This window comes from Sphingopyxis sp. Root1497 (assembly GCF_001427085.1).
Taxonomy (GTDB): Bacteria; Pseudomonadota; Alphaproteobacteria; order Sphingomonadales; family Sphingomonadaceae; genus Sphingopyxis.
This window is the reverse complement of the sequence record NZ_LMGF01000001.1, coordinates 84,033-96,935: the sequence shown is the minus strand read 5'-3', so window position 1 is coordinate 96,935 and position 12,903 is coordinate 84,033. Positions and strand designations below refer to the sequence as shown.

Sequence of the window (12,903 nt, the reverse complement as noted above, 5' to 3'; positions counted from 1 at the left end):
CGCTTCGTGAAATGGCAGACACAAGACGCGACATGGCGAAAAGGCTGACGATTGAATTGCTGGTGATGGTGGCGCTCGGGCTGCTGATCGGGCTGCTCGGCCCCTTCGGCACATTCGGCGCACCGCCGGCGCAGCGGATGCTGAGCTGGGTGATCTGGTTGCTCGCCGGCTATGCGCTGTTTCGCCCGACCGGCGTGGTCGCCCGCTGGCTGTGCGAAGCCACCGGGATGCCGCGCTTTGCCGGCACTTTGCTCGCGCTCGTCGTCGCGAGCGTGCCGCTGACGCTGATCATCACGATGATGGCGATGCGCATGGATTTCGCCGCGGCGCTGCGCTGGCCGGGCTTCTGGACGATGTACCTCTATATATGGGTCGTCTCGGCGGTCGTCTCGATCGCGATGGGCGCGGTCTTCCGACGCGATGCGGCAGCATCCGAGGCGCCCCCTGCGTTGGCGGGGCCGCCGTTGGCTGCAGCCCCTGTTCCCGGGCCCGCGCCGTCGCCACCCGAACCAGTCGCCGCCGCCTTGCTGCTGCCACCCGGTTTCGGCCCGGTGCGCGCGCTGAAGGGCGAGGATCATTATGTTCGCATCATCGGCGAAGGCTGCGAGGAGATGGTGCTGATGCGGATGCGCGACGCGATCGATCGGCTCGGCGACGCCGACGGCCTGCGTATTCACCGCAGCTGGTGGGTCGCCAGGGACGCGGTCGAAAGCGTGCGCCGCGAAGGCCGCACCGCGGTGATCGTCCTGAAAGGTGGCCACGAAGCACCGGTCGCGCGCGATATGATGCCCGCGTTGCGCGCGGCGGGGTGGCTTTAGGTCTTCCCCTTCGCGCCCCGGCTGGCTAAGGGCCGCGCATCATTCCCGCGCGAAAGGGCGTCGCACCCCATGAAACTGATCTCCGGCAACAGCAACCTGCCGCTGGCGCGCGCCATCGCCGACTATCTGGAACTGCCGCTGACCGACACCAGCGTCCGGCGCTTCGCCGACGAGGAAGTGTTCGTCGAAATCCACGAAAATGTCCGCGGTCAGGATGTCTTCGTCGTCCAGCCGACCAATTACCCCGCGAACGACAATCTGATGGAACTGTTGATCATCAACGACGCGCTGCGCCGCGCCTCGGCGAAGCGCATCACCGCGGTCGTTCCCTATTTCGGCTATGCCCGCCAGGATCGCAAACCCGGCCCGCGCACCCCGATCTCGGCCAAGCTCGTCGCCAATCTGATCACCACATCGGGCGCCGACCGGGTGCTCGCGATCGACCTGCACGCCGGGCAGATCCAGGGCTTCTTCGATATCCCGACCGACAATCTCTATGCTGCACCGGTGATGAGCGCCGACATCCAGGCGCGCTTCGCAGGCAAGAATCTGATGGTCGTGTCGCCCGACGTCGGCGGCGTGGTGCGCGCCCGCGCGCTCGCCAAACGGCTCGACAACGCTCCTCTGGCGATCGTCGACAAGCGCCGCGAACGCGCCGGCGAATCGGAAGTCATGAACATCATCGGCGACGTGAAGGGGCGTTTCTGCATCCTGATCGACGATATCGTCGATTCGGCGGGCACTTTGTGCAACGCCGCCGCCGCGCTGAAGGCGGCGGGCGCCGAGGGTGTCGTCGCCTATTGCACCCACGGTGTGCTGTCGGGCGGTGCGGTCGCGCGCGTCGATGCGAGCGAGCTCACCGAACTGGTGATCACCGATTCGATCCAGCCGACCGACGCGGTCAACGACAGCGGCAAGGTCCGCGCGCTGACCGTTGCGCCGTTGCTCGGTGAGGCGATCAAGCGCATCGCCGACGAAAGCTCGGTCAGCAGCCTGTTCGACTGAGGCGCGACCGCCGGATTGCCTTGCCCCCGCTTTGCGCCCAGACTTGGCGCGAGGAAGGCACGACATGGGGCACGGCGATGACAAAATTCCTGAACAGCGGTCATCGCGCCGGAAAAGGCTCTTGCGACGCATGTTGACGTCGCTGGTTTTCGCGACCGGAAGCTTTGCATTGCTGGCCCTCGCACTGTGGGCGGCATTCCCGCTCCCGTCGCTCGACGGCCGGCGCGCCAGCGCGGCCCTCGACGGGCAGGGCACGCCGATCGCGGCGGCGATCGCCCCGGTGTCGGCGCGGCACCCGGGACAAAGCGGCATCTATTTGCTGCCCGATGCGCTCGACGCCTTTGCCGCGCGGGTCGAGATGATCCGCGCCGCCGAACGGTCGGTCGACCTGCAATATTATATTTGGAACAACGACCTGTCGGGGCGCATTCTACTCGCCGAACTGGTCAGGACGGCCGACCGCGGCGTCCACGTCCGCCTGCTGATCGATGATAACACCACGGCCGGACTCGACCCGATGCTGGCCGGCGCGAACGCCCATCCGCATATCGAGGTGCGATTGTTCAACCCGCTGACCCTGCGGTCGGTCCGCGCGGCCAATTACCTCTTCGCCTTTCCACGCCTCAACCGGCGGATGCACAACAAGTCGCTGACCATCGACGGCGCGGTAACGATCGTCGGCGGGCGCAATGTCGGCGACGAATATTTCGGCGCCGAACAGGACGGCTTGTTCATCGACATGGATGCGCTGGCGATCGGCGCGGTGCTGCCCGAGGTGTCGGCGCAATTCGACCGCTATTGGAACAGCCGGTCGGCTTATCCGGCCGAATTGCTGATCGCCGCCGATGGCGGCGAGCCGATGCCGGCGCTGCGCGACCCACCCGAATCGGACAGCGAACGCGGACGGCAATATCGCGCGGCCATCGCGGCGACCGCCTTCATTCGGGATGCGATGACCCAGACGCTGAACTGGCAATGGACCGACGTCCGGTTGTTCAGCGACGACCCGGCAAAGGCGCTCGGGGCCGAACCGCCCGAATCGCTGCTGATCAACCGGTTGAAACCGGTAATCGCCGGCGCGCAGGGCAGCTTCGATCTGGTTTCAGGCTATTTCGTGCCTGCCGGGTCCGGGACCGACCTGCTCACCGGCCTCGCGCAGCGCAAGGTCGATACGCTTGTGGTGACCAACAGCTTCGCGGTAACCGACGTCCCGCTGGTCCACGCCGGCTATGTCAAGAAGCGCATGCCCCTGCTCGAAGCCGGTGTTCGGTTGTTCGAGGTCCGGCCCGGTCCCAAAGGACATGCCGAAGAAAGCCCCCACAGCGCGACCCGCTTTAGCGGCGGCGGCGAAAGCCTGCACGCCAAGACCTTCGTCGTCGATCGCCGGCTGCTGTTCGTCGGTTCGTTCAATTTCGATCCGCGGTCGGCCGAACTCAATTGCGAAATGGGCTTCCTGATCGACAGCCCCTATCTGTCCGGGCTGGTCGCCGACGGGCTGCGCGCACGCTTGCCTGATCACAGCTACGCCGTGACGCTGTCGCCGGAAGGCACATTGCAATGGGGCATATCCACCGGCGGGCGGCAAAGCATCCTGGCCACCGAACCGGGAACCACGGCGTGGAACCGCACCGCCGTGTGGCTGCTGTCGCACCTGCCGATCGACTGGCTGCTCTAGCCTCGCACCGGCAGGCATGGCATTGGCCGTTGATTGCCACTCCATTGGAGCCCCCATGCGCGCCGAAGACATTGCCCTCGCCAACCGCCTCGCCGACGCTGCCGGCGCCGCGATCCGCCCGCTGTTCCGTTCTGCCTATCAGCATGAGGCCAAGGCCGACGCATCGCCCGTCACCGAGGCCGACCGCACGGCCGAGACCGCAATGCGCCGTCTGCTCGACGCCGAAGCGCCGCGCGATGGCATCATCGGCGAGGAATATGGCGCCGAGCGTCCCGGCGCATCGCGCCAGTGGGTGCTCGACCCGATCGACGGCACCGTCAGCTTCATGGCCGGCCGGCCGATCTTCGGCACGCTGATCGCGCTGCTGCAAGACGGATGGCCCGTGCTGGGCATCATCGACCAGCCGATCGCGGGCGAACGCTGGGTGGGGGCAATGGGACAGCCGACCCTGTTCAACGGCAAACCAGCGCGCACGCGCAGCTGCCGCAACCTGTCCGACGCGGTGCTCGCGACGACGGGCCCGCAATATTTCAGCGACCATGACGGCGAGCATTTCATGGCGCTGGCGGCGCAGACCGCGCACAAGCGCATGGTCTTTGGCGGCGACTGCTACAATTACGGGCTGCTGAGCAGCGGCCATATCGATCTGGTGGTCGAGGCCGGGTTGAAGCTTCACGACTTTGCCGCGCTGGTCCCCGTCGTCGAGGGCGCAGGCGGGACGATGTGCGACTGGAACGGAGACCCGCTCCACAGCGAGAGCGAGGGCCGTGTCATCGCGCTTGGCGATCCGGCGCGGCTCGAGGATGTGGTCGAGGGACTCGCCTGCCACCATTGAGGCGAGCGGCCATCGCCTTCGCAGGCCGTTGGCATTGCGAACGCAATGTCGCTTTACTCTGTCGCCCAAACGGCTAATCGCCCCCGCGACGCTGAACCCAGCGTCTTCTAAACAGGGGGTATTTCGTGAAAAATATGATTGTGGCTGCGATCCTCGCGGCCGGCTTTGCTTCGCCCGCGTTCGCGCAGGAAGACGATGCAGGCAATGCCAAGGCGGGTTTCCGTATCGAAGCGCGCGCCGTCTATGAAACGCCGACGGTCAGCAGCATCGCCCAGAACAACGATGTCTACAAGGTCGGCAGCGCGGTCGCGTGGGGCGGCGAAGCGGGCTTCGACGTCGCCGTCGGCTCGTCGTTCGTGGTTGGCCCCTATGTCACCTTCGAAAAATCGTCGGTCGAGGCCAGCGACGGCATCGACACGCTGAAGGTCAAGGATAATCTCGGCGCCGGCCTGCACCTCGGCTATGCGATCGGGTCGAAGGGCCAGATCTATGGCAAGGTCGGCTATGCCAAGCTGCGCGTCGAAGCGCAGAGCGGCGCGCTGCGCGCCACCGAAAGCGGCTCGGGTTTCCAGGGCGCGGTCGGCTATGAACATGGTTTCGGCGAGCAATTCTATGGCCGCGTCGAATTCGGCTATGGCGACAATGGCCGCATCGGCGGCATCAATTTCCAGCGTCGCCACGCTGGCGTCGCGCTCGGCGTCCGCTTCTGAGCATGGCGGGACGGAACGGGGCGCCGGAAACGGCGGCCCGTTCTTTCATGGGAATGGACCGCAAGGCTTGCATTTCCGGGCGAATCCTTCTAGGCGCGCCGCTTCCGATTGTAACGGCTGGCTGAAAGGGCTGCCATGCCGCTACGCAAACGGACTTCCAAAGGAGACCAAAATGCCCAAGCTGAAGACCAAGAGCGGTGTGAAGAAGCGCTTCAAATTCACCGCCTCGGGCAAGGTGAAGCACGGCGTCGCCGGCAAGCGCCACCGCCTGATCAACCACAATGCCAAATATATCCGCACCAACCGCGGCACCAGCGTGCTGAGCGATTCGGATGTGGCCCATGTGCGCCTCTGGGCGCCCTACGGCCTGAAGTAAGGAGCGCTAAGCCATGTCACGCATCAAACGCGGCGTCACCACGCGCGCCAAGCACAAACGCGTATTGGAACAGGCGAAGGGCTATTACGGCCGTCGCAAGAACACCATTCGCGTTGCCAAGCAGGCGGTCGAAAAGGCCGGCCAATACGCTTATCGCGACCGTAAGGTCAAAAAGCGGAACTTCCGCGCCCTGTGGATCCAGCGTATCAACGCCGCGGTTCGCGCCGAAGGCCTGACCTATTCGCAGTTCATGCACGGCGTGAAGCTGGCGGGTGTCGACCTCGACCGCAAGGTCATGGCCGACCTGGCGATGAACGAAGGCGGCGTGTTCGCCGCGATCATCGCGCAGGCGAAGGCGGCACTGCCCAAGGCGGCCTGAGCCCCGGGCTTCATCGCGACAAAGACAAAAGGGCGGTCCCGCGAGGGGCCGCCCTTTTTCGTGCCCGCACCATTTGCCGGCGGGCCGTCACAAACAGAAACGGCGCGAAGGTTGCCCCTCGCGCCGTTCCGACGATGATCGTAAACGACGCACCGCCCCCCTCCCTCCGAACCGAAAAGCCGTGGGTCGCAGAAAGCCGCCGGCCGGTGGAAGATGTTCCTTGCCGCGACATATGCGGTCGCGCGCCGCGGAAGAATTGTAAAAACCCGACAAAGGAATCGCTTAGCCTGTTGTTTTTTTTCGCATAGGTGCGAAGGGTGCGGCGTCATGACGGATGAGACCAGTCATTCGGGGCAAGGCACCGACGTGCGCGTGGCGACGCGCTTTTTTCCCGTGTCCGCGGCGCTTCGGCCCTATTCGAGCATCATCTATCTGACCGAGGTCGAGGCGCCGGCGGGTGTGCGCATCGAGGATTATCTGCACCCCGAATGGGCGAACATGCGCTTCATAGAGGGCGACACGACGTTGAGCGCGATCGGGAACGATCCGGTGGTGCCTGCGCCGAATTTCAACGTCACCGGTCCGACCAGCAAGGCGACCTATTTCTCGGTCGGCAGCATGCGCACCTGGGGGATCGGCATCCTGCCGGCGGGCTGGGCGAAATTCTTTGCGATTCCGGCCGAGGAGATGGCCGACCGCTTCGTCGATGGCGCCGCGCACCCCGCCTTTGCCGCGCTCGCCCCGCTGGCCGGAAAATTGCGGCAGGCCAACGACGTCGAAGCCGCAGCGCAGGCGATCGACGATCATTTCACCGGCCTGCTGGACGGTGCGCCGCGCGACGATCCCGCGATCCTTGCCGCGCACGGCGCGCTGATCGACGACGATCTCGGCAGCGTCGCCGAACTGGCCGACAAGCTCGGCCTGTCCGAACGCTCGGTCGAGCGGCTGAGCCGCCGCGCTTTCGGTTTCCCGCCCAAATTGCTGCTACGCCGCCAGCGCTTCCTGCGCAGCCTCGCGCGCTTCATGCTCGACCCGTCGATGGCGTGGATCGATACGCTCGATTATCATTATTACGACCAGGCGCAGTTCACGCGCGATTTCCAACGCTTCATGGGGATGAGTCCACGCGCCTATGCCGCGCGCCCCAAGCCGATCCTCGGTGCCGCCGCCCGCGCGCGCGCAGCCGCGATCGGAGCCGCCGTACAGGGGCTGCACAAGCCCGGAAACTAGCCGGAACCGGCCCTTCGGGGTTGACCCGCGCCGCCCGTTCGGTGCAAGCGGCGCCGCAGTAAAGCGCGGCATTTCCGCCGCCGCAGGACAAACGACCATGAGCGATTACCAGGCTATGCAGGCCGAGCTGACCGGCGCGATCGAGGCCGCGACCGATGTGGGCGCGCTCGAGGCGCTGCGCGTCGCCGCGCTCGGCAAGGCGGGCAGCGTCACCGGCCTGCTCAAGACGCTCGGCGGCATGACCCCCGAGGAGCGCCAGACGGTCGGCCCGCAGATCCACACGCTGCGCGAGGCGGTGACCGCCGCGCTCGCCGCGCGCAAGGACGCGCTTGAGGGCGCGGCGCTCGAAACGAAGCTCGCGAACGAACGCCTCGACATGACGCTTCCCGCCGGCGCCGCCGCGCGCGGCAGCGTGCATCCGGTGAGCCAGGTGATGGACGAGCTTGCCGAAATCTTCGCCGACATGGGCTTCGCGGTCGCGACCGGGCCCGAGATCGAGGACGACTGGCACAATTTCACCGCGCTCAATATTCCCGAGACGCATCCGGCGCGGGCGATGCATGACACCTTCTATTTTCCCGAAGTTGGCGAAGGTGCCGCGCAGCGGATGTTGCTGCGGACGCATACGTCGCCGGTGCAGATTCGCACGATGATGGAAAAAGAACCGCCGATCAGGATCATAGCCCCCGGGCGTGTCTATCGCAGCGACAGCGACGCGACGCACACCCCGATGTTCCACCAGGTCGAAGGTCTCGTTATCGACCGCGGTATCCATATGGGGCACCTCAAATGGACGCTCGAAACCTTCCTCAAGGCCTATTTCGAGCGCGACGATATCGTGCTCCGCCTGCGCCCGAGCTATTTCCCCTTCACCGAACCCTCGGCCGAGGTCGATGTCGGCTATAAACAGGAAAAGGGCCGCCGCATCGTCGGCGGCAACGGCGACGACGAAGGCCATGCGTGGATGGAGCTGCTCGGCAGCGGCATGGTCAACCGCCGCGTGATCGCGAACTGCGGGCTCGATCCCGACGTGTGGCAGGGCTTCGCCTTCGGGGTTGGGGTCGACCGGCTCGCGATGCTCAAATATGGCATGGACGACCTCCGCGCCTTCTTCGACGGCGACCTCCGCTGGCTGTCGCACTACGGGTTCGGCGCACTGTCGGTCCCGACGCTCAGCGGGGGGATTTCGGCATGAAGATCACCCTCGACTGGCTGAAGGTCCATCTCGAAACCTCCGCGACCGTCGCCGATGTCTTCGCCACCCTCAACCGCATCGGCCATGAGGTCGAAGGCATCGAGAATCCGGCCGAGAAGCTGACCGGTTTCCGCGTCGCACGCGTGCTGACCGCCGAAAAACATCCGCAGGCCGACAAATTGCAGGTGCTGACCGTCGAGGCCGGCCCCGACATCAACGGCGGCGCGCCGCTGACCGTCGTGTGCGGCGCCCCCAACGCGCGCGCCGGCCTCGTCGGCGTGCTCGGCCTGCCCGGTGCGGTCGTGCCCGCGAACGGCATGGAATTGAAGGTCGCCGCGGTGCGCGGGGTCGAATCGAACGGCATGATGTGCTCGACGCGCGAGCTCGAACTCGGCGACGATCATGACGGGATCATCGAATTGCCCGCCGATGCCCCCATCGGCACCGCCTTCGCCGATTACAGTGGCGCGGGCGAGCCGGTGATCGACATTTCGATCACCCCCAACCGGCAGGATTGCATGGGGGTGCGCGGCATCGCGCGCGACCTCGCCGCCGCCGGGCTCGGCACGCTGAAGCCGCTCGACGTGCCAGTCATCGCGGGGGCGGGCGCCATCGCGACGCCGATCGCGACGAACGACGCGGAAGGCTGTCCCGCTTTCTATGGCCGCACCATCGCCGGCGTCGACAACCGCGTCGCCACCCCCGAATGGATGCGCCGCCGCTTGGAAGCGGTCGGCCAGCGCTCGATCTCGGCGCTCGTCGACATCACCAACTATGTGATGCTCGATCTCGGCCGGCCGAGCCATGTCTATGACCGCGCGCAGCTCAGCGGCGGGCTGACCGCGCGCCGCGCAAAGCAAGGCGAGACCGTCACCGCCTTGAACGGCAAGGACTATGTCCTGACCGACACGATGACGGTGATCGCCGACGACAGCGGCGTCCACGACATCGCGGGCATCATGGGCGGCGAGCATAGCGGGTGCAGCGAGACGACGACCGACGTGCTGCTGGAGATCGCCTATTTCACCCCCGAACGCATCGCGCTGACCGGACAGGCGCTCGGCCTGACCAGCGACGCGCGCAGCCGGTTCGAGCGCGGGGTCGACCCCGCCTTCCTCGACGATGCGACCGCGATCGTCACCGGCCATATCCTCGCGATCTGCGGTGGCACCCCGTCGGAAGTGACGCGTGCGGGCACCCCGCCCGCCGCCGAAAAGACGGTCGATTACGACCCCGCGCTGTCGGCGACGCTCGGCGGCATTGCGATCGAACCCGCGACACAGCGCGCGATCCTCGAATCGCTGGGCTTCGGCGTGACCGAAGGCACTCCCTGGCGCATCGCGGTGCCGAGCTGGCGCCGCGACGTCGACGCCGCGCCCGACATCGTCGAAGAGGTCACGCGCATCACCGGGTTCGACGCGGTCGAATCGGTCGCGCTGCCGCGTGTCGATGGCGTCGCCAAGCCGACCGCGACCCCCGACCAGTTGCTCGAACGCCGCCTGCGCCGCGCCGCGGCGGCCGCCGGCTATCATGAGGCGGTAACGTGGAGCTTCGTGTCCGACCGCGAGGCCGCGCCCTTCGGTGGCGGCGCGTGGAGCCTCGCCAATCCGATCAGCGAAGAGCTCAAGGTCATGCGTCCGTCGCTGCTGCCCGGGCTGCTCGCCGCTGCGGCGCGCAACCAGAATCGCGGCGTCGACAGCATCCGGTTGTTCGAGATCGGACGCCGGTACCTGAGCGATGCCGAGCATCCGACCTTGTGCATCGTGATGGCGGGCAACCGCAGCGAGCGCGGCTGGCAGGCGGGCAAGGCGCAGCCCTTCGACGCCTATGACGCCAAGGCCGCGGCGCTGGCGTTGCTCGACGCCGCCGGCGCGCCGACCGACCGGTTGCAGGTGATGGAGCCCGTCGCCGAGGCCGGCATCTGGCACCCGGGGCAGGCCGCGACCTTGCGCCTCGGCCCCAAGGCGGTGCTCGCCGAATTCGGCGCGCTGCATCCTTCGCTCGCACGGCATTATGACGTCGATGGCGCGGTGATGGCGGTGCAGATCTTCCTCGACGCGATCCCCGCGAAGCGCGCGAGCGGCCCGGCGCGCAGCGCCTTCACCCCGCCCGCGCTGCAGCCGGTGCGCCGCGACTTCGCCTTCCTCGCGCCCGACAGCCTTGCGGCGGGCGAACTGGTGCGCGCGGTCAAGGGCGCCGACAAGGCGGTCATCACCGACGCACGCCTGTTCGACCGCTTCGCCGGCCAGGGTGTGCCCGAGGGTCAGGTCAGCCTGGCGGTCGAAGTCGTGTTGCAACCGGCGGAGAAAAGTTTTGCCGAGGCCGAGCTGAAGGCGATTGCGGATAAGGTGGTGGCTGCTGCGGCGAAGGTGGGGGCGGTATTGCGGGGGTAATCCTAAGTGGACACTGCTTAGTAGTTCTCGCCCTCTTCAAACGCCGTTAGAATGGTTCCAGCCAGTTTCTGCAGATCACTTGGAATCTTTGCTAAGGCAGAGACTCGCTCCCGCGCCGTTTGATAGTCGAGAAAATCTCCTAGATTGCTTCGTTTTATAACATAAAACTGACCGTCGCTTGTCGACACGACAGACCTTAGCGTTTCGAGAATTCGCAAAAAGCTGTCGTTGTTAGATAAGTGGATATCAATGAATTCCTTTGCAGCGTCGCCGCCACCCCCCTGAACCCACGTGAACAGCATGCGCCGAGCCTCGATGGCTAGGAGAAATTCATCAAGCGTCAACTGCTCAAATCGTTGATTCATGATTTGCGAAATGCGTTCCAACTCTTCGCTCGTGAAGAGCCATTCTGAGGGCGGCTTCTTTTCGTCCCCGAACTTGCCCTGATAGAAGATGTCGTGCCTATAGAGGCTTGAGACCCAAGAGATCGCCTTCCCATAGCGAAAAACCGTGTCGATCACGCGAGCGCGGCGTTCCTCGGCATCAAGGGACGCCAACAGTTTTGGCACGAGGCGCTCTGCTCGATCCCAGAGCGAGAAAACCCATCCGATGTCGAACGGTCGTTTGCGATAAGCCTCGTCCAAGACATTCGAGAGCGCAATGAGCAGGTGCTCCGCTTCAGCAGGAACCAAGTCACGTCCTTCAGCTCCACCGATTCGGTCGAACAACATATCGGCCTTGCCCATCGGTCGATTGGTTGATGTGCAATGGTACTCAAGGATCAGCGCGGCCGTCCCGTTCGAACCTGAGGCAACAGCGGCCCAGAAACGGTCATAGTCAGCTTGCAGTAGCGCATGTGAAGGATTCGAAAGAGCAAAGTAGTAGCGATAATGATCTGGGCTCATCAACCGGCGTGATGCGATCGCTCGATCTCGTTCCCTTCCCGTGAAGCGCGTAAAGAGCGTAAAGATACCCTCGTCTTTTGCATAATTCACATCGAGACCAGGCAATTGCTCAGCGAAATTATACCGGTAGTGGATATCGTCAAAATATCCGGGTTCCACGCACGCCAGCAACGACTGTAGCATGTCTGTGCGGTCCTCTTCGTCTACACGCCCAGCACCGATCGCAATTTCCGCCGCAGTGGCGCAGTATTCCTCAATCCAACGGTAAAGCCGCGGGTTCGCGTCCTTAATCAATTGTAGCCATACAAGGTCCACAAAATCGAGACCGACCTCTCGAAGCGGCGGCCAAAGCAGCCTGACCGCATCAAGTGCGCGATTAACCGCACGCGGAGTACGAAGCTGCTTTCCTCCCTCCTGATCGGCGACTGTACGGAGCCGCGTGCGGGCTTCGTCGCTCAGATCTCCGCAAAGTGCGTTCAACTCCTCTGCGAACCAGTATCGAAGTTGGAATGTCTCAGGCTGAGGAACCATGATCGTCAGCTGAACCACCTTCTCTAGAAATGCGTGACCATCATCCACGTTTGCCGCATGCTTGATGTTCCGCGCAATCACTTCGCTATCATAACAGATGAGATAGACGACGTTGGGCAGGTCAGCGACAGAACGGGCCAAACGGAGAACTTCGAGTGTCTCCGATGGCTCAAGACGGTCGAGATCGTCGATCGTGACGATGATGCGATGACCGAGGGCTTCGAGAGCTTTCGCTAAATCGACTTTCAGCGTCGAAAGAGACTTTGCAGCTTGGTCGCGCCTTGCAGCTCCACCCAGTTCCTTCACCCATTTGCCCGCAGCAGCCAGCGGCCCAAGAGCGGTGGCAGTACCCGCAAGCTCTATGACGCCGCCAAGCTTCCCGAGTGCCGCCGCAAAGTCACGGGTCGCGTTTATCGCCTTAGTGGCTTTGGCCTTCGTTGAGCGCGATGCATCGCCACGATCCGCCTCAATGCTGTCTATTGCTACCGACAGGTCGTCAAAAAGAGCGGCGAGTAGGGCGTCTCGGCTCCCAATAAGCCAAGGACGGAAGTGGACGAGACTATGGGGGTAATCGGCCCGAATCTCGTCAAGTTCGTTTTCGATCTTACGTAGGAGGCTTGACTTTCCGGAACCCCAACGGCCTTCAAGGCCTACGACTAAACTATCTCCGATGGTCGGATTTGTAAGAATCATTGCGAGCCGCCTAGCGAGGGCTTCGAACCCGAGCCTATCTGGGTCTCCGTCCCGCAATATACGGTCTCCACGGATTCCTGCACCGGTCGCAATATTGTCAGCCACAATGGTCACCCTTCAATTGACAATTGCGCCAAAGCAAACGCTTTTCTGAAGAA

Annotated in this window: 11 protein-coding genes; 10 read left to right on the top strand and 1 reads right to left on the bottom strand. The window is 64.4% G+C overall.

What is annotated here, in order from left to right; all coding sequences use genetic code 11:
• Positions 1–32: 32 nt before the first annotated feature.
• From ASD67_RS00380 to pheT, 10 genes are all read left to right on the top strand, one after another.
• On the top strand, positions 33–818 hold the full coding sequence (locus ASD67_RS00380; protein ID WP_056341661.1) for a LytTR family DNA-binding domain-containing protein: 786 nt from the start codon (positions 33–35) through the stop codon (positions 816–818).
• Positions 819–887: 69 nt separating this feature from the next.
• Positions 888–1,823, top strand: a complete 936-nt coding sequence (locus tag ASD67_RS00375) for a ribose-phosphate pyrophosphokinase (RefSeq protein ID WP_056341658.1) — start codon at positions 888–890, stop codon at positions 1,821–1,823.
• A 130-nt stretch (positions 1,824–1,953) separates the two neighbouring features.
• Positions 1,954–3,498 carry a phospholipase D family protein gene (locus ASD67_RS00370; protein WP_056341654.1) on the top strand — a complete coding sequence of 515 codons (1,545 nt, stop codon included), beginning with the start codon at positions 1,954–1,956 and terminating at the stop codon, positions 3,496–3,498.
• A gap of 55 nt (positions 3,499–3,553) precedes the next feature.
• Positions 3,554–4,333, top strand: coding sequence for a histidinol-phosphatase (gene hisN, locus ASD67_RS00365; protein WP_056341650.1), 780 nt, complete (start codon positions 3,554–3,556; stop codon positions 4,331–4,333).
• A 134-nt stretch (positions 4,334–4,467) separates the two neighbouring features.
• Complete coding sequence (locus ASD67_RS00360; RefSeq protein WP_235535536.1) at positions 4,468–5,043, top strand: outer membrane beta-barrel protein; 576 nt, start codon at positions 4,468–4,470, stop codon at positions 5,041–5,043.
• A gap of 172 nt (positions 5,044–5,215) precedes the next feature.
• Positions 5,216–5,419, top strand: coding sequence for a 50S ribosomal protein L35 (gene rpmI, locus ASD67_RS00355; protein ID WP_056341643.1), 204 nt, complete (start codon positions 5,216–5,218; stop codon positions 5,417–5,419).
• Positions 5,420–5,432: 13 nt separating this feature from the next.
• Positions 5,433–5,798: a 50S ribosomal protein L20 gene (gene rplT / locus ASD67_RS00350; RefSeq protein WP_056341641.1), complete on the top strand. Its 366-nt coding sequence runs from the start codon at positions 5,433–5,435 to the stop codon at positions 5,796–5,798.
• Between the two features lie 327 nt (positions 5,799–6,125).
• Entirely contained in the window at positions 6,126–7,028 is a 903-nt protein-coding gene (locus tag ASD67_RS00345; protein ID WP_056341638.1) for a helix-turn-helix domain-containing protein, read from the top strand.
• A gap of 97 nt (positions 7,029–7,125) precedes the next feature.
• Positions 7,126–8,223 carry a phenylalanine--tRNA ligase subunit alpha gene (gene pheS, locus ASD67_RS00340; protein WP_056341635.1) on the top strand — a complete coding sequence of 366 codons (1,098 nt, stop codon included), beginning with the start codon at positions 7,126–7,128 and terminating at the stop codon, positions 8,221–8,223.
• Complete coding sequence (gene pheT, locus ASD67_RS00335) at positions 8,220–10,616, top strand: phenylalanine--tRNA ligase subunit beta (RefSeq protein WP_056341633.1); 2,397 nt, start codon at positions 8,220–8,222, stop codon at positions 10,614–10,616. Before pheS ends, pheT begins: the two co-directional genes overlap by 4 nt.
• 17 nt (positions 10,617–10,633) lie before the next feature.
• On the opposite strand, the gene ASD67_RS00330 is transcribed toward pheT, so the two are convergent.
• Positions 10,634–12,850, bottom strand: a complete 2,217-nt coding sequence (locus ASD67_RS00330) for a KAP family P-loop NTPase fold protein (RefSeq protein WP_156377517.1) — start codon at positions 12,848–12,850, stop codon at positions 10,634–10,636.
• Between the last annotated feature and the right edge of the window lie 53 nt (positions 12,851–12,903).

Excerpts from the sequence above, each read along its gene's own strand:
- ASD67_RS00380 (WP_056341661.1), top strand. The coding sequence starts at position 33 with ATGGCGAAAAGGCTGACGATTGAATTGCTGGTGATGGTGGCGCTCGGG.
- ASD67_RS00375 (WP_056341658.1), top strand. The coding sequence starts at position 888 with ATGAAACTGATCTCCGGCAACAGCAACCTGCCGCTGGCGCGCGCCATC.
- ASD67_RS00370 (WP_056341654.1), top strand. The coding sequence starts at position 1,954 with ATGTTGACGTCGCTGGTTTTCGCGACCGGAAGCTTTGCATTGCTGGCC.
- hisN (WP_056341650.1), top strand. The coding sequence starts at position 3,554 with ATGCGCGCCGAAGACATTGCCCTCGCCAACCGCCTCGCCGACGCTGCC.
- ASD67_RS00360 (WP_235535536.1), top strand. The coding sequence starts at position 4,468 with ATGATTGTGGCTGCGATCCTCGCGGCCGGCTTTGCTTCGCCCGCGTTC.
- rpmI (WP_056341643.1), top strand. The coding sequence starts at position 5,216 with ATGCCCAAGCTGAAGACCAAGAGCGGTGTGAAGAAGCGCTTCAAATTC.
- rplT (WP_056341641.1), top strand. The coding sequence starts at position 5,433 with ATGTCACGCATCAAACGCGGCGTCACCACGCGCGCCAAGCACAAACGC.
- ASD67_RS00345 (WP_056341638.1), top strand. The coding sequence starts at position 6,126 with ATGACGGATGAGACCAGTCATTCGGGGCAAGGCACCGACGTGCGCGTG.
- pheS (WP_056341635.1), top strand. The coding sequence starts at position 7,126 with ATGAGCGATTACCAGGCTATGCAGGCCGAGCTGACCGGCGCGATCGAG.
- pheT (WP_056341633.1), top strand. The coding sequence starts at position 8,220 with ATGAAGATCACCCTCGACTGGCTGAAGGTCCATCTCGAAACCTCCGCG.